At 62.4% G+C, this 19,538-nt stretch carries 20 protein-coding genes; 16 read left to right on the forward strand and 4 right to left on the reverse strand.

The genetic code is table 11. The features are described from left to right. The first annotated feature begins 28 nt into the window (after nucleotides 1-28). The 3 genes from H3L91_RS05210 to H3L91_RS05220 all read left to right on the forward strand — a co-directional run bounded on the left by H3L91_RS05210 (nucleotide 29) and on the right by H3L91_RS05220 (nucleotide 1,904). The gene (locus H3L91_RS05210; protein WP_007342528.1) at nucleotides 29-589 is read left to right on the forward strand and encodes a hypothetical protein; all 561 of its coding nucleotides are present in this window, start codon (nucleotides 29-31) and stop codon (nucleotides 587-589) included. 64 nt (nucleotides 590-653) lie between these two features. Next, the gene (locus tag H3L91_RS05215) at nucleotides 654-1,133 is read left to right on the forward strand and encodes an SEL1-like repeat protein (RefSeq protein ID WP_007342529.1); all 480 of its coding nucleotides are present in this window, start codon (nucleotides 654-656) and stop codon (nucleotides 1,131-1,133) included. 45 nt (nucleotides 1,134-1,178) lie between these two features. After that, nucleotides 1,179-1,904 (forward strand): nitroreductase family protein, encoded by a 726-nt coding sequence (locus tag H3L91_RS05220; protein WP_040658836.1) that lies wholly within the window; start codon nucleotides 1,179-1,181, stop codon nucleotides 1,902-1,904. A 566-nt stretch (nucleotides 1,905-2,470) separates the two neighbouring features. Here H3L91_RS05220 and H3L91_RS05225 read toward each other — a convergent pair. From H3L91_RS05225 to H3L91_RS05235, 3 genes are all read right to left on the reverse strand, one after another. Then, nucleotides 2,471-3,493 (reverse strand): hypothetical protein, encoded by a 1,023-nt coding sequence (locus tag H3L91_RS05225; RefSeq protein ID WP_007342532.1) that lies wholly within the window; start codon nucleotides 3,491-3,493, stop codon nucleotides 2,471-2,473. Next, on the reverse strand, nucleotides 3,490-3,711 hold the full coding sequence (locus tag H3L91_RS05230) for a hypothetical protein (protein ID WP_007342533.1): 222 nt from the start codon (nucleotides 3,709-3,711) through the stop codon (nucleotides 3,490-3,492). The genes H3L91_RS05225 and H3L91_RS05230 overlap by 4 nt, the downstream gene beginning before the upstream one ends. A 198-nt stretch (nucleotides 3,712-3,909) precedes the next feature. Then, nucleotides 3,910-7,284, reverse strand: coding sequence for a DNA translocase FtsK (locus tag H3L91_RS05235; protein WP_182109890.1), 3,375 nt, complete (start codon nucleotides 7,282-7,284; stop codon nucleotides 3,910-3,912). Nucleotides 7,285-7,403: 119 nt separating this feature from the next. Here H3L91_RS05235 and H3L91_RS05240 point away from each other — a divergent pair, with 119 nt between their 5' ends. The 13 genes from H3L91_RS05240 (at nucleotide 7,404) to H3L91_RS05300 (ending at nucleotide 17,920) form a co-directional block, all read left to right on the forward strand. Then, complete coding sequence (locus H3L91_RS05240) at nucleotides 7,404-8,108, forward strand: energy-coupling factor ABC transporter permease (RefSeq protein ID WP_007342536.1); 705 nt, start codon at nucleotides 7,404-7,406, stop codon at nucleotides 8,106-8,108. Next, the gene (crcB, locus tag H3L91_RS05245; protein WP_007342537.1) at nucleotides 8,105-8,494 is read left to right on the forward strand and encodes a fluoride efflux transporter CrcB; all 390 of its coding nucleotides are present in this window, start codon (nucleotides 8,105-8,107) and stop codon (nucleotides 8,492-8,494) included. The genes H3L91_RS05240 and crcB overlap by 4 nt, the downstream gene beginning before the upstream one ends. A gap of 190 nt (nucleotides 8,495-8,684) precedes the next feature. Beyond that, entirely contained in the window at nucleotides 8,685-8,891 is a 207-nt protein-coding gene (locus H3L91_RS05250) for a (2Fe-2S)-binding protein (RefSeq protein WP_007342539.1), read from the forward strand. A gap of 123 nt (nucleotides 8,892-9,014) precedes the next feature. Continuing rightward, the gene (gene holB, locus H3L91_RS05255; protein ID WP_007342540.1) at nucleotides 9,015-9,992 is read left to right on the forward strand and encodes a DNA polymerase III subunit delta'; all 978 of its coding nucleotides are present in this window, start codon (nucleotides 9,015-9,017) and stop codon (nucleotides 9,990-9,992) included. A gap of 20 nt (nucleotides 9,993-10,012) precedes the next feature. Then, on the forward strand, nucleotides 10,013-10,402 hold the full coding sequence (locus H3L91_RS05260; RefSeq protein ID WP_007342541.1) for a PilZ domain-containing protein: 390 nt from the start codon (nucleotides 10,013-10,015) through the stop codon (nucleotides 10,400-10,402). Between the two features lie 67 nt (nucleotides 10,403-10,469). Continuing rightward, a complete protein-coding gene (locus H3L91_RS05265) occupies nucleotides 10,470-11,246 on the forward strand; it encodes a TatD family hydrolase (protein ID WP_007342542.1) in 777 nt (258 codons plus the stop codon). Nucleotides 11,247-11,318: 72 nt separating this feature from the next. Then, entirely contained in the window at nucleotides 11,319-11,963 is a 645-nt protein-coding gene (gene hisH / locus H3L91_RS05270; protein WP_040658841.1) for an imidazole glycerol phosphate synthase subunit HisH, read from the forward strand. Nucleotides 11,964-12,697: 734 nt separating this feature from the next. Continuing rightward, entirely contained in the window at nucleotides 12,698-13,441 is a 744-nt protein-coding gene (hisA, locus tag H3L91_RS05275; RefSeq protein ID WP_040658843.1) for a 1-(5-phosphoribosyl)-5-[(5-phosphoribosylamino)methylideneamino]imidazole-4-carboxamide isomerase, read from the forward strand. A 48-nt stretch (nucleotides 13,442-13,489) separates the two neighbouring features. Beyond that, nucleotides 13,490-13,813, forward strand: coding sequence for a hypothetical protein (locus H3L91_RS05280; protein ID WP_007342546.1), 324 nt, complete (start codon nucleotides 13,490-13,492; stop codon nucleotides 13,811-13,813). A 40-nt stretch (nucleotides 13,814-13,853) separates the two neighbouring features. Further along, entirely contained in the window at nucleotides 13,854-14,621 is a 768-nt protein-coding gene (gene hisF, locus H3L91_RS05285; RefSeq protein WP_007342547.1) for an imidazole glycerol phosphate synthase subunit HisF, read from the forward strand. Between the two features lie 276 nt (nucleotides 14,622-14,897). After that, nucleotides 14,898-15,434 (forward strand): CreA family protein, encoded by a 537-nt coding sequence (locus tag H3L91_RS05290; RefSeq protein WP_040658845.1) that lies wholly within the window; start codon nucleotides 14,898-14,900, stop codon nucleotides 15,432-15,434. 238 nt (nucleotides 15,435-15,672) lie between these two features. Next, nucleotides 15,673-16,251, forward strand: coding sequence for a hypothetical protein (locus H3L91_RS05295; RefSeq protein ID WP_007342550.1), 579 nt, complete (start codon nucleotides 15,673-15,675; stop codon nucleotides 16,249-16,251). Nucleotides 16,252-16,351: 100 nt separating this feature from the next. Further along, entirely contained in the window at nucleotides 16,352-17,920 is a 1,569-nt protein-coding gene (locus H3L91_RS05300) for a TerC family protein (RefSeq protein WP_007342551.1), read from the forward strand. A 392-nt stretch (nucleotides 17,921-18,312) separates the two neighbouring features. Here the strand turns inward: H3L91_RS05300 and mnmA are convergent, their stop codons facing one another. Next, nucleotides 18,313-19,410 carry a tRNA 2-thiouridine(34) synthase MnmA gene (gene mnmA / locus H3L91_RS05305; RefSeq protein ID WP_007342552.1) on the reverse strand — a complete coding sequence of 366 codons (1,098 nt, stop codon included), beginning with the start codon at nucleotides 19,408-19,410 and terminating at the stop codon, nucleotides 18,313-18,315. Between the last annotated feature and the right edge of the window lie 128 nt (nucleotides 19,411-19,538).

Raw genomic sequence — 19,538 nt, forward strand, 5'->3', positions numbered from 1 at the left:
TTTCAGACGGCCTTTTTGGTCAAACAGCATGGATAAAATCGTTTTAAAACAGAAGTCGTCCGCCTATCTGATCGTGGGCGATATTTTTGAAAGCGTGTGCGCCGCTTTGGCGGTTTGGCTGGCTTGGCCGAACCGCTATGCGGCGGTGCTTGCACTCTGCGCGGCGGCTGCATTGCTGGCCTACCGCATCCGCAACGACGGCCGCACGGTAACGTTAACGCGCACGCAGCTGCGCCGCCAACGCCGTTACGGCAGGGCGCAAATGCTGCCTTTGTCGGATTACAGCGGCGTGGGCGTGGCAGTAACGCGCGTGGGTATGTATCACTTGACCTCGGTGGCGCAAGTGGCACTGATTCCGCACAACAAATTGGCCCAAGCGGCGCTGGTATGGGAAACCGCCTACCGCGACGACATGAAAAGCCCGATTGCCTACCCCGAAGCAGAAACGCTCGCGCAGCAGATTGCAGAGTTTGCAAACTTGGAAAATTACGGGTTGCTCGGCAGGCTTACGAGCGACGGCGACTGGTATTACTTGGCGCACCGCCGCCCCGGCTCGCCCGATTTGTTCGGCGGGTATCACGGCAGTTAGGTTATGACCGCAATCCCGTCCGTAAGAATTTCAGACGGCCTTTTTATTTATCCGGAGACAAAAAATGAAAAAATTCCTCATCGCAGCCGCCGTTTTACTGCCGCTGTTTGCCCACGCAGAAGAAGCGTTCGACAAGAATACCTATAAACGGCTGGCCGCCGAATGCGGCAAAAACAATCTCGAAAGCTGCGTCAAATTCGCCATATGGACGCGCGATGATCTGGAAGCCCCTGCCGATGCCTACGCGCCGCTGAAAAAAGCCTGCGACGGCGGACACATGAAAGGCTGCAATGTCTTGGGCAATCTTTATCTCGACCCCTACGGCGGCTTGGGCGAAGACGGAGACAAAGCCCGTGCGCTGTACCAAAAAGCCTGTCGGGGCGGCTATGCGAACGCCTGTACCAATTTGGAAAAACTGAATCAGGAAAGCGCGCAAAGCAAGCCCGCTTTATCCCGCGAACAGCGTCTGCAAAAACTCCAAACCGCCTGCCTGCACGAAGACGAAGCCGCCTGCCGCGCCCTGCAGGCGGAATCGGAACATTAGCGCGTGTCGGTTTCAGACGACCCGGCATTATACGAAAGGAAGCACATGCCCCTGCAAAACCTGCTCGAACACCGCCGTTCCGTACGCCACTACGCCGACACGCCCATCGATCCCGAAACCGTCCGCCGCTGCCTGAAAATGGCACAGCTTGCGCCCAGCAGCTCGAACATGCAGCTTTACGAGTTCTACCACATCACCGACCCCGCCGTGCTCAAACGGCTCGCCGAAGCCTGCTTCAACCAGCAGGCCGCCGCCACCGCGCAGCAGATGGTGGTGTTCGTTACCCGCCAAGACCTGTTTGCCGAACGCGCCCGCGCCGTACTCGAATTCGAGCGCGGCAACATCCGCCGCAACAGCCCGCCCGAAAAACACGCCAAACGCATTGCCGCAAGCGAGGGCTACTACGGCAAACTGATGCCGTTTCTCTACGCCCGCTGCTTCGGCCTCATCGGCGGCCTGCGCTGGCTGATTTCCCGCAGCATCGGCCTGTTCCGCCCCATGCAGCGCGAAGTTACCGAAGCCGATGTGCGAACCGTGGTACACAAAAGCTGCGCGCTGGCCGCGCAAACCTTTATGCTGGCCATGGCGGAAAACGGCCTCGACACCTGCCCGATGGAAGGGTTGGACAGCCGCCGCGTCAAACGCATTCTCAACCTGCCGCGCGGCGCACAAATCAATATGATCGCCGCCTGCGGCATCCGCAAACAAGGCCACGGCATCTGGGGCGAACGCTTCCGCCTGCCGTTTGACGAAGTGTACCGCCGCATTTGACGACATGAGCGGCAGAGGCCGTCTGAAAACAGTTTTTGGCTGCGCCGAAACTTCGTTTTCAGACGGCCTTTGCCGTTGGGTAGGGTGTCGCCCCGAGGCGACGCACGCGGTTGCGGCCGGTGCATGCGCGGGGCGGCAGGTTGAGTGATACGGCAAAGACCGCGTGCGTGGCAAAGCCACACACCCTACGGCAGGTTCGGCGTAGGCGGTGTAGGTCGGGCATTCATGCCCGACGTTTTGACATTTGCCGTTTGCCGTCGGGCATGAATGCTTGACCTACCTGTCTGCACGATACGTTTTTCAGACGGCCTCTGCCGCTTATGTAGGGTGTGTGGCGCAAGCCACGCACGCGGTTGCGGCCGGTGTATGCGCGGGGCGGCGGGTTGCGTGATACGGCAAAGACTACGGCGGGTTCGGCATGGGCGGGGTAGGTCGGGCATTTATGCCCGACGTTTTGACATTTGCCGTTTGCCGTCGGGCATGAATGCCCGACCTACGCGTCTGCGGGAACGTGAAAGGCCGTCTGAAAACGGTTTTTCAGACGGCCTGTTGCCGCGTTTGCTCCCTTACAAATAATCCTGCGGTTCGGGGCTTTGGCCGAACACGGCGCGGCGGGCTTGGGCGATGCACAGGCGGTTGAACGCCAGGCGGCGGGTTTGGCTGCCGTCGCGGATGTGTACTGTGCCGTGCAGCGGGGCGGCGGCGAGGTGGAAGCTGTGTTTCAGTTCGCGCCAGCGGCTTTGGCGGATGCGGACGGTGGCGAACATGTCGGCGGCGATGCCGACGCCGATGTTGACCAGCTGCGGTGTGGTCTGCACGCAGAAGCTGCGGTCGGAAAACAGACACCGGCCGCCTTGGGGGTAGCGGTAAAGTTCGATGCGCACGGCGTCGGGGCGGGCGAAGGCGGCGCGGAACATGCGCTCGAACAGGGAGGGCTGCATCACGCCTTCGCTCAACATGCCGTAGAGGCCGGCGAGCCAGCCGACGTAGCCGAGGAAGGTGAAGCCGAAGCCGTCCATGATGGCGGCGATGCGTTCGGGGTTGCGGCGGCTGATGAGGCGGACAAACTCGAAGCCGGCTTCGGGCAGGTGCGCGTGCAGGGCGCGGTGCAGGCGGCGGGCGAAGGGGTCGGCGTGGTTGTGCGGGTTGCGCAGGATGCCGAGGAATTTGAGCCGCAGGATGCGCCAGAGAGCTTCGGAGACGGGCTGCGTGTGCGCGGCGGCCAGGCGCAGGCGGGTGCAGGCGTCTTCGTAGCCGCTTTCGTGGCGGTTGAACCAGCTTTCGAGGTTGTATTGCTCGGATGCCTGCGCGGCGCGGGTGAGGGTGTAGAGGTTTTGCGCGGCCAGATTGCCGTTGATGTTGACGCTCTCGCCCCGCGCCTTTGTGGGTGCGGGGGCGGCGAAGAGGGTTTTGTCGAGGCGGTAGACGTTTTGGTTTTGCGGGGCGACCTGCGGGTTGTGGGCATACTGCCGCTGTTCGGTCTGCGCGGTGTAGTGGTGTTCGCGGGTGGGGTTGGCGGTGAGCAGGGCGAAGGGCTTGCCGCCGGCGGGTGATGCGTAGTCGCTGAGGATGAAGGCTTGTCGGGTCATGGGCTGGGCGGCGGGCGGGTAAAGGCGGCATTGTAGCGGCACGGCGGGATTTGCGCTTGGCGGCCGTCTGAAAACGCGGTCGGGCAGGGTGTTGCGCAGCCGCGCATGCGGTTTTTGTTGTTTAAAGGCCGTCTGAAAAACAGGGTTTCGGTGCGGTCAAAACCGTTTTTCAGACGGCCTTTTGTTGCTCCGGTTGTCCGATTGGCAGACTCCCGCAAAGACCGCGTGCGTGGCTGCGCCTCACACCCTACCGAACGGCGGAGGCCGTCTGAAAAAACGTTTTCCCGTTTCTCCAACGCTCAAACGGACGGCTGCCGTTAAAAGACCGCGTGCGTGGCTGCGCCATGCACCCTACGTAAGCGGGAGAGGCCGTCTGAAACCTGTATTGCGTTTTCAGACGGCCTTTTTCAGACGGCCTATGCGTCCAGATGGCTGTTGTCGCGCGCGAGGACGGTGCGTTTGCCGGCGGTGTCGGCGGCGGAGATGATGCCGTCGGCCTCCATTTGTTCGATGAGGTTGGCGGCGCGGTTGTAGCCGATTTTGAGGTGGCGTTGCACGGAGGAGATTGTGGCTTTGCCGGTTTTGACGACGCAGGCGACGGCTTCGTCGTAGAGCGGGTCGCTGCCGCCTTCGTTACTGCGGCCTTCGTTGGCGTTGCTGAACATGTCGTCGCTGCCGACGCCGCCGGTGAGGATGTCTTCGACGTAGGCGGGGTCGCCGAACTGTTTGAGGTATTCGACGACGCCGTGCACTTCGGCATCGGAGGCGAACGCGCCGTGCACGCGCCGGGGGTAGCCGGTGCCCGGCGGCAAAAAGAGCATGTCGCCCTGGCCGAGCAGGTTTTCCGCGCCCATTTGGTCGAGGATGGTGCGGCTGTCGATTTTGCTGGACACTTGGAAGGCGATGCGGGTGGGGATGTTGGCTTTGATCAGGCCGGTGATGACGTCCACGCTGGGGCGTTGGGTGGCCAGAATCAGGTGGATGCCGGCGGCGCGGGCTTTTTGGGTGATGCGGGCGATGAGTTCTTCGATTTTTTTGCCGGCGGTCATCATGAGGTCGGCGAATTCGTCCACGACAACGACGATAAATGGCAGTTTTTCCAGCGGTTCGGGGTTGTCGGGGGTGAGGCTGAACGGGTTGCCGATGCTGCGCCCGCGTCCGGCTTCTTCGCGGATTTTCTGGTTGTAGCCGGCGAGGTTGCGCACGCCCAGATGGCTCATCAGGCGGTAGCGTTTTTCCATTTCGTTGACGCACCAGGCCAGCGCGTTGGCCGCCAGCCGCATGTCGGTTACGACGGGGGCGAGCAGGTGGGGGATGCCTTCGTAGATGGAAAGTTCGAGCATTTTGGGATCGATCATGATCATGCGCACGTCTTCGGGGCGGGCTTTGAACAGCAGCGACAGGATCATGGCGTTCACGCCCACGGATTTGCCCGAGCCGGTGGTACCGGCCACCAGAAGGTGCGGGGCGCGGGCGAGGTCGGTTACCACGGGGTTGCCGGTGATGTCCTGCCCCAGCGCGAGGGTGAGCTTGGATTGGGATTCGGTGAAGGCGGGCGAGGCGAAGATTTCGCTCAGGCGGATCATCTGGCGTTTGGGGTTGGGCAGCTCCAAGCCCATGCAGGTTTTGCCGGGGATGGTTTCGACCACGCGGATGGAGGCCACGCCCAGCGAGCGGGCGAGGTCTTTTTCCAGATTCATCACCGCGTTGCCGCGCACGCCCACGTCGGGCTCGATTTCGTAGCGGGTGATGACCGGGCCGGCGTAGGCTTCGAGCACTTTCACTTTGACGCGGAACTCGGCCAGTTTTTCTTCGATGGTGATGCTGTTTTCCAACAGTTCTTCTTCGGTCTGCTCGGCTTCGGGGTTGTGGCTGGCGGGCAGCAGCAGGCCGGTGTCGGGCAGCGGGTAGCGGCCTTCTTCGTCGAGTTCCACCGGAAAGGCGGGCAGGTTTTCGCCTTCGTAGGCATAGGGGTCGGGCGCGTTTTCCGTTTCGCCCGCTTCGGGGTTTTCAGACGGCCATTCGGGTTCGTTCCACGGCGCGTCCGCCCAGTCGGCTGCCGCGCCGTCTTCCTGCGGCTGCGTTTCTTGCACGTTGGAAACGGCGGCAAAGACGTCGGCGGGGCCGGAATAGGGGTTTTCGTTGTGCGCAAACGCCGTACGGCCGTTTTCAGACGGCCTGTCGTCTTCCCACGGCGGCAGCATCTCGGCGGAGAAGGCGAGGGCGGCGGGCGGGGGCACGTCCACGGCCAGCGGCGGCGTGTCGGGCACGGCGGGCGGCTCGACCACGGTGGCGTCGGGCGGCGGCACGTCGGCGGCGCGGCGCATCCGCGACACGGTGCGGACGGTGCGGGGCAGGGGGCTTTCGGCGGCGCGGGCGCGGCCTTCGGGCGGGTTTTTCACCACTTCGCCGCCGTAGGCCGACACCGGCGCGGCGGCGGGCAGGAAGCTGGCGTGTTCCACGGTGCTGACGCGGCGCAGGCGGCGGGTTTCGGGCGCGCCGCGTCCGGCCAGATTGGCGCGCACTTCCTCTTCGGCGATGATGCGTGGCGGGGTGTGCCGCAGCGTGTCGGCGGTGGGGCGCAGGCGGCGGGAACGCTGGCGCAGCAGGTTGCTGCGGATGTCGCCCTCGTCCATCACCTGCGCAGGCGGCGCGGCGGGGGTAGGCGCAGGGGCGGTTTCTTCTGCGGGAACAGGCGCGGGGGCGGCGGGCGGCGGGGTGTGGAGGCCGTCTGAAAACACGCGGTTGTCGCGCTCGATGCGGCGCAGCTCGGCACGCTCGCGCACACCGGCAAACACGGGGTCGTCAACCGCCACCGGCGCGGGCGCGGGGCGGCGGTTTTGGCGGATGCTTTGCGCGCGTTGCAGCTCTTCCAGGGTGATGATTTGCGTGTCGGGCGCGGGTTTGCGGGTTTCGGCTTCGGGGCTGGTTTTTTCGATAATCGACTCGGCGGGCTCGCGTTTGAAGCGGCCGAGTTCGGCTTCGGTGATCACCGGCGCGTCGGGCGCGGGCGCGTGCGGCGGGGCTTCGGTTTCGGGTTCGCCGCCTTCGCCGTCTTCCGCCGCTTCGCCTTCGTGGGTGCGGGCGAATTCTTCTTCGATGATTTCCTGCACGCTTTTGCGTTTGAAACGGCCGATTTCGTCGGGCGTGATCACCGGCGCGTCGGGGTCGGGGGCGTGCGGCGCGGCTTCGGCGGGGTCGGGGGCGGCGGACGGGTTTTCGTCTGCGGCGGCCTGTTCCGCTTCTCCGGTGCGGGCGAACTCTTCGGCGATGATTTCCTGCACGCTTTGGCGTTTGCTGCGGCTGGTTTCGTCTTCGGTGATGCGTTCGGCGGCGGGTTCGCCATCCGGCCGCGCCGCTGCCGCGCCGCCGTCTTCCGAGACCGTCTGAGAAACGGTTTCTTGTTCTTTTTCAGCCGCTTGTTCGAGTGTTTGGTCGGCATGGGCGGAAAAAATCGGCAGGCTGTCGTGGTTGTCGTGTTCGGGCGGGATTTCGGGTTTGAGGCGGCGGTAGCGTTTGGGCGAGAGCTCGCGCAGCTTTTCCACCGTGCGCTCGTACACGGCACGGCTTTCGTCGGCTTCGCGCGTTTCGGCGCGGCTGCTGTTGAAGTTCGGTTTCGCGCCCCAGACGGTTTTGATGTCCTGCGACGGGCCGTTTTCAGACGACCTGCCGTGTTCGTGGCGGTTGAGATAGCGCAGGTCGCGCTGCCAGATGCGGTCGAGATACAGCCGGAACAGGCAGAGGGCGGCCAGGGCGGCCAGCAGGATGAGGCAGAGGGTGAACCAAAACATGTGTCCGACGCTCCCGTGTGTTAAGAAACGGGCGGCATTTTAACCCGTTTTGACGCGGCCGGAAAACTTCGCCGCGTTTGGTCTATAATGCGAGGCTTTGCCGCAAACGCCGAATAATTATGGACTTCCGAGCCGAATGGTTTTCCCCCGCGCTGCACGGCGCATCCCTCGCCGTGCTGCTGCTTCTGCTGGCCGCCTGCGCCAAGCCCGCCTTCGCCGCGCTGCGGGCGCGGCCGCAGGCGGCGGGCGTGCTGCTGTGTTTTTTCGCCGTGTTCTGGTCGCTGGACGCGGGCGCGGACGGCGGACTCACCGGCGGCCTGCGCTACCACCTGCTCGGCGTGTCGCTCGGCTGCCTGATGCTGGGCGCGCCATCGGTGCTGTGGCTGGCCGCGCTGTTTATGCTGCCGCACCTTTGGCTCGCGGCGGGGCAGGGCGGTTTGGCGGCCTGGCCGCTGGACGTGCTGTTTGCCGTGCTGCCTGCGGCGGCGGTGGCCGAAACGCTGAAATACGCCGTGCGCCGCTTCCTGCCGCCCAATCTGTTCCTCTATATCTTCATCAACGGCTTTTTCGCCGCCGCGCTGGGGATGCTGGCCACGGGCGCGGCCTCGGTCGCCCTGCTCTCGCACACGGCAACCTTCGCCGCCGCCGGTTTGTGGCACCGTGCCTTCCCCGTGTTTTTCCTCTTGGGCTGGGGCGAAGCCTTCCTCAGCGGCCTGTTCGCCGCCGTGTTCGTCGCCTTCAAGCCGCAGCTGCTCGCCTCCTTCGACGACGCGCACTATCTGCGGCACCGCAACAGCATCTGGCCGTCTGAAAGCGAATCATGAACGCGCCGCTGCCTGCTTTTCTGTCTGTGGCCTGCGGCGCGGTGTTGGGCGCGTCCGCCCGCTGGCTGCTGGGCGTGTGGCTCGCTTCCTTTATCCGGCCCGTTCCTTTTTCCACGCTGCTGGCCAACTGGATCGGTGCGCTGCTCATCGGCTTGGCGGCGGGTGTGTCCGAGCTGTTCCCCGGCCTGCCGCCGTATTGGAGGCTGTGGTTTGTAACCGGCCTGCTCGGCAGCCTCACCACTTTTTCCGGCTTTTCGCTGGAAACCGTCGCCATGCTGCAACAGCAACGCTATGCCGCCGCCGCGCTCAATGCCGCGCTGCACCTGGCCGGTTCGCTGTGCCTGACTACGTTCGGGCTGTGGCTGGCGCGGCTGCCGGCGCGGTAAAGCCCGCCGCGCATGGCGTTTCCCGTCCGCCGTTTTTCAGACGGCCTTTCGCCAAACAAAAAGGCCGTCTGAAAAACATCCGCGCCCCGTCTTTACACTCTACCCCCTTGCAACACTAACCGTTTCCATTTATATTCGGTAACATAATTTAATCCTATTTGACAGAACGAATTTCAGCACAGGAACCGCCATGTTTGTCTGCATCTGCAATGCGATTACCGACCATCAAATCAAAGAAACCGTTGCCGCCGGCGCATCCACGTTGGCGGATTTGCAGTCGCAGCTGGGCGTGGCCACCTGCTGCGGCTGCTGCACCGATCTGGCCTCGTCCTTCCTCAGCGCGGCGGGCGGCCAGCAGGGCAACACCGCCGCGCAGGGCATCCGCGTCAGCGGCTGATGTCGGACAATACAGAGGCCGTCTGAAAACCGCAAAACGGGGCTTTCAGACGGCCTCACTTTGTTTTCCCGCCGCGCAAAGCCGTTATAATGCGCCCCTTTTCCCTGTTTCCCCGCCCGCTCCATGATTTATCCCTGGCACGAATACGAATGGCGGCAGATTGCCGCGCAGCGGCAGCGTCTGCCGCACGCCATGCTGTTTGCCGGCAAACGCGGCACCGGCAAAACCGCCTTCGCCCGCCATCTGGCGCAGTCGCTGCTGTGCGAAAACGCCGCCGCCGACGGCGAACCCTGCGGCGTCTGCCCCTCGTGCCACCTGTTTGCGCAAAACAGCCACCCCGACTTCTACGAACTCGCTCCCGAAACCCCCGAAGGCGAAACCGCCGCCCGCAGGCTGCCACAAATCAAAATCGACGCCGTGCGCGAGCTGATCGAACACATCCGCCTCACCGCCGTGCGCGGCGGGCGTCGCGTCGCGCTGGTGCATCCGGCCGAAGCCATGAACGCGCAGGCGGCCAACGGCCTGTTGAAAATCCTCGAAGAGCCGCCGACCGATGTGGTTTTCCTGCTGGTGTCGCACGAGCGCGACCGCCTGCTGCCCACCGTCAAAAGCCGCTGCCGCCAAACCGTGCTGCCCGCCCCCGGCCGCGCCGCCGCGCTGGACTACGTCCGCCGGTACCACCCGCAGCACGCCGAAGAGCTGCTCGCCTTCCACAGCGGCGCGCCGCTGTTTGAAGAAGAGGCCGCCCAAACCGCCCTGCGCGGCGAGTTGTTGCAGTTTTTCGCCGCCCCGCGCCTCATCGCCGCCCTCGACTACGCCGCCGCCTTCGACAAACACAAGCTGCCGCTGGCCGTGTTCCTCGACTGGATGCACAAATGGCTGCTCGACGTCGGCCTCGCGCAGCGGCAGATGTCGCCCCTTTATTACCCCGCCTTCGCCGCCCAGTCGGCCGCCGTCGCACACCGCACCGCCCCCGCCGCCCTGTTCGCCCTCAATACCCGCCTCAACGCCCTTGTCCCTTACGGCCGCCACACATTGAGTGTTAGAATGCAGGCCGAATCCCTACTCACCGAATATCTGCGCTTTTGGCAGAACAAATAGCAAACACAGGAAAACCGAAAATGGCACAATCCAATTCAGACTTCGATTTCAGCCGCCAGACCAACATCCCCATCCCGGGCAAAATGCTCAACCTGCACATCCCCGACCTGCAATCGCTCTACAACTGCTACATCCCCTTCTTCGAGCACGGCGGCCTGTTCGTTACCACCGAAGACAAATTCTCCCTCGGCGACGAAGTGCTGCTCGCCCTCTCGCTGGGCAACAGCCAGGACAAAAAATTCCTGCGCACCAACGTCGGCTGGGTCAACTTCGCCCGCTCCACTCCCGTGCGCCCGCGCGGCATCGGCGTGGCCTTCGGCAAAGACGAAATCTGCATTTCCGTCAAAAACCTGATTGAAAAACAGCTCGGCACCTCCCTCAAAAGCGACCGCCCCACCTTCACCATGTAAATCCGGCAAGAGGCCGTCTGAAAAAGCCCGACCGTTTTTTCAGACGGCCTCTTGCCCATGTCAGACCATGCAGCTCATCGACTCCCACTGCCACCTCAACTTTGAAGACCTCGCCGCACGCCTGCCCGAAGTGCTGGCCAACATGGCCGCAAACCAAGTCGCCCTCGCCCTGGCCGTCAGCGTCAGCCGCGACAGTTTCGAGCAAGTGCACGCCATCGCCGAGGCGCACCCCAACATCTACGCCAGCGTCGGCATCCACCCCGACGACCCCGAAGCCGAAGAATTCACCCTGAACGAACTCACCGAACGCGCCGCCCTGCCCAAAGTGGCCGCCATTGGCGAAACCGGCCTCGACTACCACTGGTGCAAGGGCGAGCTTGCCTGGCAGCACCGCCGCTTCATCACCCACATCGAAGCCGCCAACCAAAGCGGCCTGCCGCTCATCGTCCACACCCGCGAAGCCGCCGACGACACCATGCGCCTGCTGCGCGAACACCGCGCCCACGCCGGCGTCATCCACTGCTTCACCGAAGACACCCGCGTCGCCCGCCTCGCCCTCGATTTGGGCTTCTACATCTCCTTCTCCGGCATCGTAACCTTCAAGAACGCCGCGCAGATACAGGAAGCCGCCCGCTATGTTCCCCTCGATCGGATGCTGGTGGAAACCGACGCCCCCTTCCTCGCCCCCGTGCCCAAACGCGGCAAAACCAACGAACCGGCCTACGTGCGCCACACCGCCGAATTCCTCGCCACCCTGCGCGGCGACACCCTCGAAAACATCGCCGCCGCCACCACCGCAAACTTCTTGCGCCTGTTTGCCAAAATCCCGCAAGAGGCCGTCTGAAAACGCGGCTTCAACTTGCGTAGGGCGTGTTGCTTGTCAACACGCCCTAAATACCACCCGAAGGAGAAAACCATGAAAACCGCCATCGTCGATTACGGCATGGGCAACCTGCACTCCGTGCTCGGCTCGGTGCGCGAAGCCGCCCGCCTCGCCGGCAGCCGCACCCAAATCGTGCTGACCGACAAACCCGAAGAAGTGGCCTCCGCCGACCGCATCGTCTTCCCCGGCCAGGGCGCGATGCCCGACTGCATGGCCGCGCTGAACCGCAGCGGGCTGGGCGAAGCCGTGGCCGACGGCCTGAAAAACAAACCCTTCTTCGGCATCTGCGTCGGCGCGCAGCTCCTGTTCGATTACAGCGAAGAAGGCGGCACCACCGGACTGGGCTGGTTTGCCGGCGATGTCATACGCTTTTCAGACGGCCTCACCGACGCGCACGGAGGCCGTCTGAAAGTGCCGCACATGGGCTGGAACAGCGTGCGCCAAACCCGCCCCCACCCGCTGTTCCGCGACATCCCGCAAAACACCCGCTTCTATTTCGTCCACAGCTACCGTTTCGCGCCGCAGGACGAAACCATCGTGCTGGCCGAGAGCGACTACCCCGCCCCCTTCCCCTGCATCGTCGGCCGCGACAACGTGTTTGCCACCCAGTTCCACACCGAAAAAAGCCACGACGCCGGCCTCATCCTGCTGCGCAACTTTTTGACGTGGCAGGTATAACAATTTGTTTGTATTAAAATAAAAAAACGCCAACCGGCTTGCCGCTTTTCAGAAACGTCATTCCCGCGTAGGCGGGGACGGCCTCCGTCTCTAAGGTAGGGTGTGCCGCTCCAAGGCGGCGCACGCGTTCCCCGCCGCATCACCAATTCCGCCGCCCGCGTCTCCGAAAAACCGCATACGTGGCTGCGCCACACACCCTACGGAAGGTCGACCGATCTCCGCCGCACCATAAAAAAGGCCGTCTGAAAACGCAATACAGGTTTCAGACGGCCTCTGTATATGTAGGTAGGGTGTGCTGCCCCAAGGCGGCGCACGTGTCCTGCGCCGCATCACCAATCCCGCCACCCCGCGCTCCCGAAAAACCGCGTGCGTGGCTGCGTCATACACCCTGCCTGCCGTGCAAATATCAGAGCGGATATTTTCATGTTGTCCCGCCATATTCCTGACCTGACATTTTCCGATGTTCTCTAAACCTTAAAAGTTGAATACCGCCCGTTTTCCTTTACACACGGCCCGTCAAAAAATACTTGCAAATTAATTGTGAGTAATCTCTAATTTGTGTAAAATGCGCTTTACATGCCGCTGTGCATGTATTCAAAAGCCATAACGGCGGCTTTTACCGCCCGAAAAGGCCGTCTGAAAACGCCGTCGCAAAGCGTGCAAACCGTTGTTCGGAAACGTTATCCCCGCGCAGGCGGGGCGGCCTCAATGTCCCGATAGCCAAGGATAAAACCATGCTGCTGATTCCCGCCATCGACCTCAAAGACGGCAAATGCGTGCGCCTGCGCCAGGGCGTGATGGACGATGCCACCGTCTTTTCCGACCGGCCCGCCGAAACCGCGCGCCACTGGCTCGAACAGGGCGCGCGCCGCCTGCATCTGGTGGATTTGAACGGCGCGTTTGCCGGCGAGCCGAAAAACTTTCCCGCCATCAAAGAGATACTCGCGGCCGTCGCGCAACACATCCCCGTGCAGCTCGGCGGCGGCATCCGCAACCTCGCCACCATCGAAAAATACCTCGCGCTGGGGCTGAACGACGTCATCATCGGCACCGCCGCCGTGGACAACCCCGATTTCGTGCGCGAAGCCTGCCGCGAGTTTCCCGGCCGCATCATTGTCGGCCTCGACGCCAAAGACGGCATGGTGGCCGTGGACGGCTGGGCGAAAATCACGCCGCACCGCGCCGCCGATCTGGGGCGGCGTTTCGCCGGCGACGGCGTGAACGGCATCATCTACACCGACATCGGCCGCGACGGCATGATGAAGGGCATCAACACCGAGGCCACCGTCCGGCTGGCGCAGGAAACCGGCCTGCCCGTTACCGCCTCGGGCGGCCTCACCAACCTCGACGACGTGCGCGCCCTCGCCGCCGCCGAACCCCACGGCGTAAGCGGCGCAATCACCGGCCGCGCCATCTACGAGGGCAGTATTGATTTTGCCGAGGCGCAGCGGCTGGCCGACAGCCTCACGCAGCGGTAACACACGGATTTTTACGGGTAAAACACAACGATTTAAGGAAATAGAAAAATGTTGGAAGCATTCGTTTTGGGCTTTTGGATCATCTGGTCGGCCAACCGCGACATCTACGCCCTCTCGGAAAGCCTCGGCTTCATGGTGATCGTCGTCATCATACGCGGCTTCATGACCATGAGCCTGCCGCCGATGGACGGCATCTGGATGGCCGGCATCGCCGTGCAGTGGCTCTACACCGCGCTGGTGCTCACCGCCGTCAACCGCTTATCCAGCAGCTTCGCCGCCACGCTGGCCATCGCCGCCCTCGGCTCGATGGGCTTTTACTGGCTCGGCCAGCCGGAAAACACCAAAGCCGTCCTCTCCCCGTTTATCGGCTGACCCGCCGCCCGCTTGCGGCGGTTTCTTACGGAAACGCAACATGGCACTGGCAAAACGCATCATCCCCTGTTTGGACGTGAAAGACGGCCGCGTGGTCAAAGGCGTGAACTTCCTCGGCCTGCGCGACGCGGGCGACCCCGTCGCCGTGGCCAAACGCTACAACGACGAGGGCGCGGACGAAATCACCTTCCTCGACATCACCGCCTCCTCCGACAACCGCGACACCATCCTGCACGTCATCGAGGAAGTGGCCGAACACGTCTTCATCCCCCTCACCGTCGGCGGCGGCGTGCGCAGCGTGGCCGACATCCGCCGCCTGCTCAACGCCGGCGCGGACAAAGTCAGCATCAACACCGCCGCCGTAACCAAGCCCGAACTCGTCTCCGAAGCCGCCGCCTTTTTCGGCGCGCAGGCCATCGTCGCTGCCGTTGACGCCAAAGCCGTCAATCCCGACAACAGCCGCTGGGAAATCTTCACCCACGGCGGCCGCAAGCCCACCGGCCTCGATGCCGTAGAATGGGCGCGGGAAATGCAGCGGCGCGGCGCGGGCGAAATCCTGCTCACCAGCATGGACAGGGACGGCACGCGCCAGGGCTTCAACCTGCCGCTCACCCGCGCCGTCAGCGAAGCCGTCGGCATCCCCGTCATCGCCTCCGGCGGCGTCGGCAGCGTGCAGCACCTGATCGACGGCATCCAAGAAGGCAAGGCCGACGCCGTGCTGGCCGCCAGCATCTTCCATTTCGGCGAAATCTCCATCCGCCGGGCCAAAGAGGCCATGCGCGAAGCAGGCATCGAAGTGCGGCTGTAAACCCGTTTTTCAGACGGCCTCAAAGCCTGTTGAGGCCGTCTGAAAAATTTTGCGGCCTGCATCATGTCGGGTGTGCCGCCCCGCGACGCACTTGGCGGATAAGCGGCGGCATACGGAACGCCGCAAAGCCTTTCCCCAAAATGTTCCAACCCGTTTTTCAGACGGCCTCAAAGCCTATTGAGGCCGTCTGAAAACGTCTTGCCAACCGCCGCCGTTTGGAAAGCCGCCCACGCTGTGGCAGAATGCCGCCTCTTTCACACACCGCACGGAAACCCCATGAAACTCAAACAAACCGCCGCCTGCCTTTTGGCCGCCGCCGCGCTGGCCGCCTGCGACTCGCAGGCCGACAAAATCGGCAACGCCAGCACCGTCTTCAACCTCCTCGGCAAAAACGACCGCATCGAAATCGAAGGCTTCGACGACGAAGACGTGCAGGGGCTGACCTGCTACCTGTCCTACGCCAAAAAAGGCGGCCTCAAAGAAACCGTCAACCTCGAAGAAGACGCCAGCGACGCCTCCGTCTCCTGCGTGCAGACCGCTCCCGCTGTGCGCTTTTCCGAACGCGCCGTTGCCAAGCCCAAACAGGTGTTCAAACGCAGTTCCAGCCTCGTGTTCAAAAGCATGCAGGTGATGCGCTACTACGACGCCAAGCGCAAAGCCTTCGCCTACATGGTGTACAGCGACAAAGTCATCCAAGGCTCGCCGAAAAACTCCCTCAGCGCGTGGTCGTGCCACAGCGGCGCAACCGCCGCCGACAGCGCGGGCGGGCAGGTTTACGGCGCGTGCGTCATCGCAACCGCGCCGCAGCAATAAACCGTAGGGTCTGTTGACAATCAGCCTTGCGGCGGTGTTTTTGGTAAAAATCCACGTCTGCCGCGTCAAAAATGCCCGCAGGTGTCCAACCTTGCTGCGCTTTTTCCCTTGCATACGTGGATTTTTCCTCAAAAAACCACTCGCAAGCTGAATGTCAACAGACCCTAGATGCCGTCTGAAAACGCATCCCGCGCTTTTCAGACGGCCTCAAACGACAATACGATAACAAGGCTTTCCCATGAACGAAATCATCCTCCGCAATCCCCCTACCGCAGGAAGCGTGGCAACCGACCTGCTCGAAAGCGTCATCGTCATACTCATGATTTGGAGAGTCGGGCCGAACCGCTTGATTTTTCTGCTCGCCCTGTGCGCCGCTGCCGCCCTGCTGCTCTACCGTATCCGCCGTTACGATTACAGTATTGTCATCACGCCCACCTGCGTCCGCAGGCAGCGGCGATACGGCAAAGCCGAAGTGATACCACTGTCCGATTACGAAGGCGTCGGCGTCGACGCAATCCAGCAAACCGGTTACCGGCCGGGGCATCTCGTGCAAACCGCCCTGATTCCGCGCGACAAATTCGCGCCGACGCAAATCGTGTTTGAAACACCCTGCCGCTTCACCCGCCCGCCGCTGCGCCACGAAGCCTCCGAACAGCTCGCACAACAGATTGCCGCGCTCACCGGCCTGAAAAACCACGGCATCCTCGGTATGCTGACCGGCAGCGGCGACTGGTACTACCTCGCCCACCGCCGCCCCGGCGCGCCCGACCTTTTCGGTCTGCACCACGACGAAGCCCCGCCCCAATCAGGCAAATAAGCTATAATCGCGCCTTTTCCACGCCCCCGCTTTTCAGAAAGCCCCAAAGCGTTTTGAGGCCGTCTGAAAACCGGTTTTCCGCCCAAGGACACGCACACTCATGGATTTAAGCTGGCTGGCCGAGCCGCAGACCTGGATAGGTTTCGCCACCCTCCTGCTGCTCGAAGTCGTACTCGGCATCGACAACCTCGTCTTCGTCGCCATACTCGCCAACAAAGTCAAACCCCAAGCCCGCGACAGAGCCCGCCTCACCGGCCTCTCCCTCGCCGTCCTCCTGCGCATCGTCATGCTCGCCTTCATGGCGCACATCATGACCCTCACCGCCCCCTTTATGCATCTGGGCGCGTATGCCGTCTCCGGCAAAGACCTCATCATGCTCGCCGGCGGCCTCTTCCTCCTCTACAAAGCCACCACCGAGCTGCACGAACGCCTCGAAGGCGCGAACCACTTCGCCGTAGCCGACAGCCGCAAAAAACACTCGCCCTTTTGGAGCGTTGTCGCCCAAATCCTCATCCTCGACGCCGTGTTCTCCATCGACTCGGTCATCACCGCCGTGGCCATGGTGGAACACATCGTCGTCGCCATGGCCGCCGTCGTCGTCGCCATGAGCGTCATGATGTGGGCGAGCAAAGCCCTCACCGAATTCGTCGACAAACACCCCACCGTCGTCATGCTCTGCCTCGGCTTTCTGCTGATGATCGGATTCAGCCTCATCGCCGAAGCCTTCCACTTCCACATCCCCAAAGGCTACCTCTACGCCGCCATCGGCTTCTCCATCCTCATCGAAATCTTCAACCAAATCTCCCAGCGCAACACCAAGCGCAAAGATTACAGCGGCAGCTCGTGGCGGCAGCGCACCGCCGAAAACGTGCTCGGCATGATGGGCATCCGCGAAAGCATCCTCGCCGAAACCGACGAAGGCGGCAGCGACAACGGGCATTTTGAAGAAAACGAAAAATCCATGATCCGCAGCGTGCTCACCCTGGCCGAACGCCCCATCCCCGGCGTGATGGTGCCGCGCCGCGACATCGAAAAACTCGACATCTCGCAAAGCCGCGAAGAACAACGCCGCCAGCTGCAAACCACTCCTTATTCCCGTCTGCTCGTCGTCGGCAAAGCCGGCGTGGACGAACCCCTGGGCTACGTCAGCAAAAAAGACCTGCTCAACCAAGTGCTCGACGGCGGCGAAATCAACATCCTCGCCGCCCTGCGCCAGCCGCTCGTTTTGCCCGACAGCACCACCGCCCTCAACGCCATCGAACTCTTCCGCCAAAGCAGCGCGGACTACGCCCTGGTGGTGGACGAATTCGGCGCGGTGCTGGGCATGGTTACCATGAAAGACCTGCTCGAAACCATCGCCGGCGAATTCCCCGAAGAATTCGAGCGCGAAGAAGAAAGCGCGCAGCCCGAAAGCGGCGCGCAGGCCGACAGCCTGATAGTCGAAGGCAGCCTCGAATACGTCGAACTCGCCCCCCAAATCGGCCTGCCGCCGCCGGAAGAAGACGCCCCCTTCCACACCGTGGCCGGACTCATCATGGAAGAGCTGGAAAACCTGCCCGAAGTCGGCGAAAGCGCGGACTACTGCGGCTGGCGGTTTGAAGTGCTGGAAAAAGAAGGCCAGCGCATCGAAAAAGTCCGCATCAGCCGCCTGCCCGAGGAAGGGCAGTAAATCTCACCAAGCTGCCCACATACGCCGTTCTGCAAACAAGAGGCCGTCTGAAAATCCGTAAATCCGGCTTTCAGACGGCCTTTTCCGTTTAGGTAGGGTGTGTGGCGCAGCCACGCACGCGGTTTGGGCTGTTGGGAACAGCGCGGATTTGTTGAAGCAGCAGAGAACGCATGCGTCGCCTCTGGGCGACACACCCTACCTTGGGTTCGGCATAGGTTGATATAGTGAAACAAAATAGAAGCTACCTATCGTAGGCTGTGCTTCAGCCCGGCTAAATCACTATTTTCCTGATATTTTGCCGGGCTGAAGCCCAGCCTACATCGGATACTTTTGATCTGTACCCCACTATATCGGTTTTTCAGACGGCCTCTTTGCCGTTCCGTCGGACGGGTTTACGCGCCGACAATCAGCGGTTTGTCGGTGGAAACAATGATGCCGCCGCCGAGGCAGACATCACCGTCGTACAGCACGGCCGACTGGCCGGGCGTTACCGCCCATTGCGGCATGTCGAAAACGAGTTCGGCGGTGTCCTCATCGAGATAGCGCAACTCGCAAGGCGCGTCGGCCATGCGGTAGCGGGTTTTGCAGGTGTAGCGGCCGGGTTTGGGGCGTTCGGGCAGGGTGAAACTCAAATCGTTCATCACCAGGCTGTTTGTGTAAAGCAGCGGATGGTCGTGCCCCTGCACCACCAAAAGCTCGTTACGCGGCAGGTTTTTGCCGGCCACAAACCACGGCTCGCCCGCGCCGCCGATGCCCAAACCTTTGCGCTGGCCGATGGTGTAAAAGGTCAGCCCCACATGTTCGCCCATGGTTTTGCCCTCGGGCGTGATCATTTTGCCGGGGTTGGTGGGCAGATACTGCTGCAAAAATTCGCGGAACGGGCGTTCGCCGATAAAGCAGATGCCGGTGCTGTCTTTTTTGGCGGCGGTGGGCAGTTTGAACGCTTCGGCAAGGCGGCGCACTTCGGGTTTTTCCAAGCCGCCGAGCGGGAAAACGGCGCGCTCGAGCTGGTGCGGTTTGAGGCGGTAGAGAAAATAGCTTTGGTCTTTGTTGCCGTCTAAGCCTTTGAGCAGGCAGTGGCGGCCGCCGATGATTTCTTTGCGGGCGTAGTGGCCGGTGGCGATCACGTCCGCGCCCTGTTCCAGCGCGTAGTCGAGGAAGCATTTGAACTTGATTTCGGCATTGCACAGCACATCGGGGTTGGGCGTGCGGCCTGCGCTGTATTCTTTGAGAAAATAGGCGAATACCTTGTCTTTATACTGCGCGGCGAAATTGACGATGTCGATGTCGATGCCGATGATGTCGGCCACGGCGATGGCGTCGAAGGAATCTTGTTTGATGCTGCAATATTCGTCGTTGTCGTCGTCTTCCCAGTTTTGCATGAACACGCCGCGCACGCTGTGCCCCTGCTGTTTGAGCAGCGCGGCGGTTACGGAGGAATCGACGCCGCCGGAGAGGCCGACGACGATGTTGTGCTGTGTGTCTGTCATAAAAAAATCCTGCGGTGCGGGATGCCTAGGGTGTGTTGAATGTCAACACACCCTGTGCGGCAAAGCGGCGGATTGTACGTTTTTCAGACGGCCTTTAACAGGCCGTCTGAAAACATGACGGGCGGCAT

It is taken from the genome of Neisseria bacilliformis, assembly GCF_014055025.1.
Taxonomy (GTDB): domain Bacteria; phylum Pseudomonadota; class Gammaproteobacteria; order Burkholderiales; family Neisseriaceae; genus Neisseria; species Neisseria bacilliformis.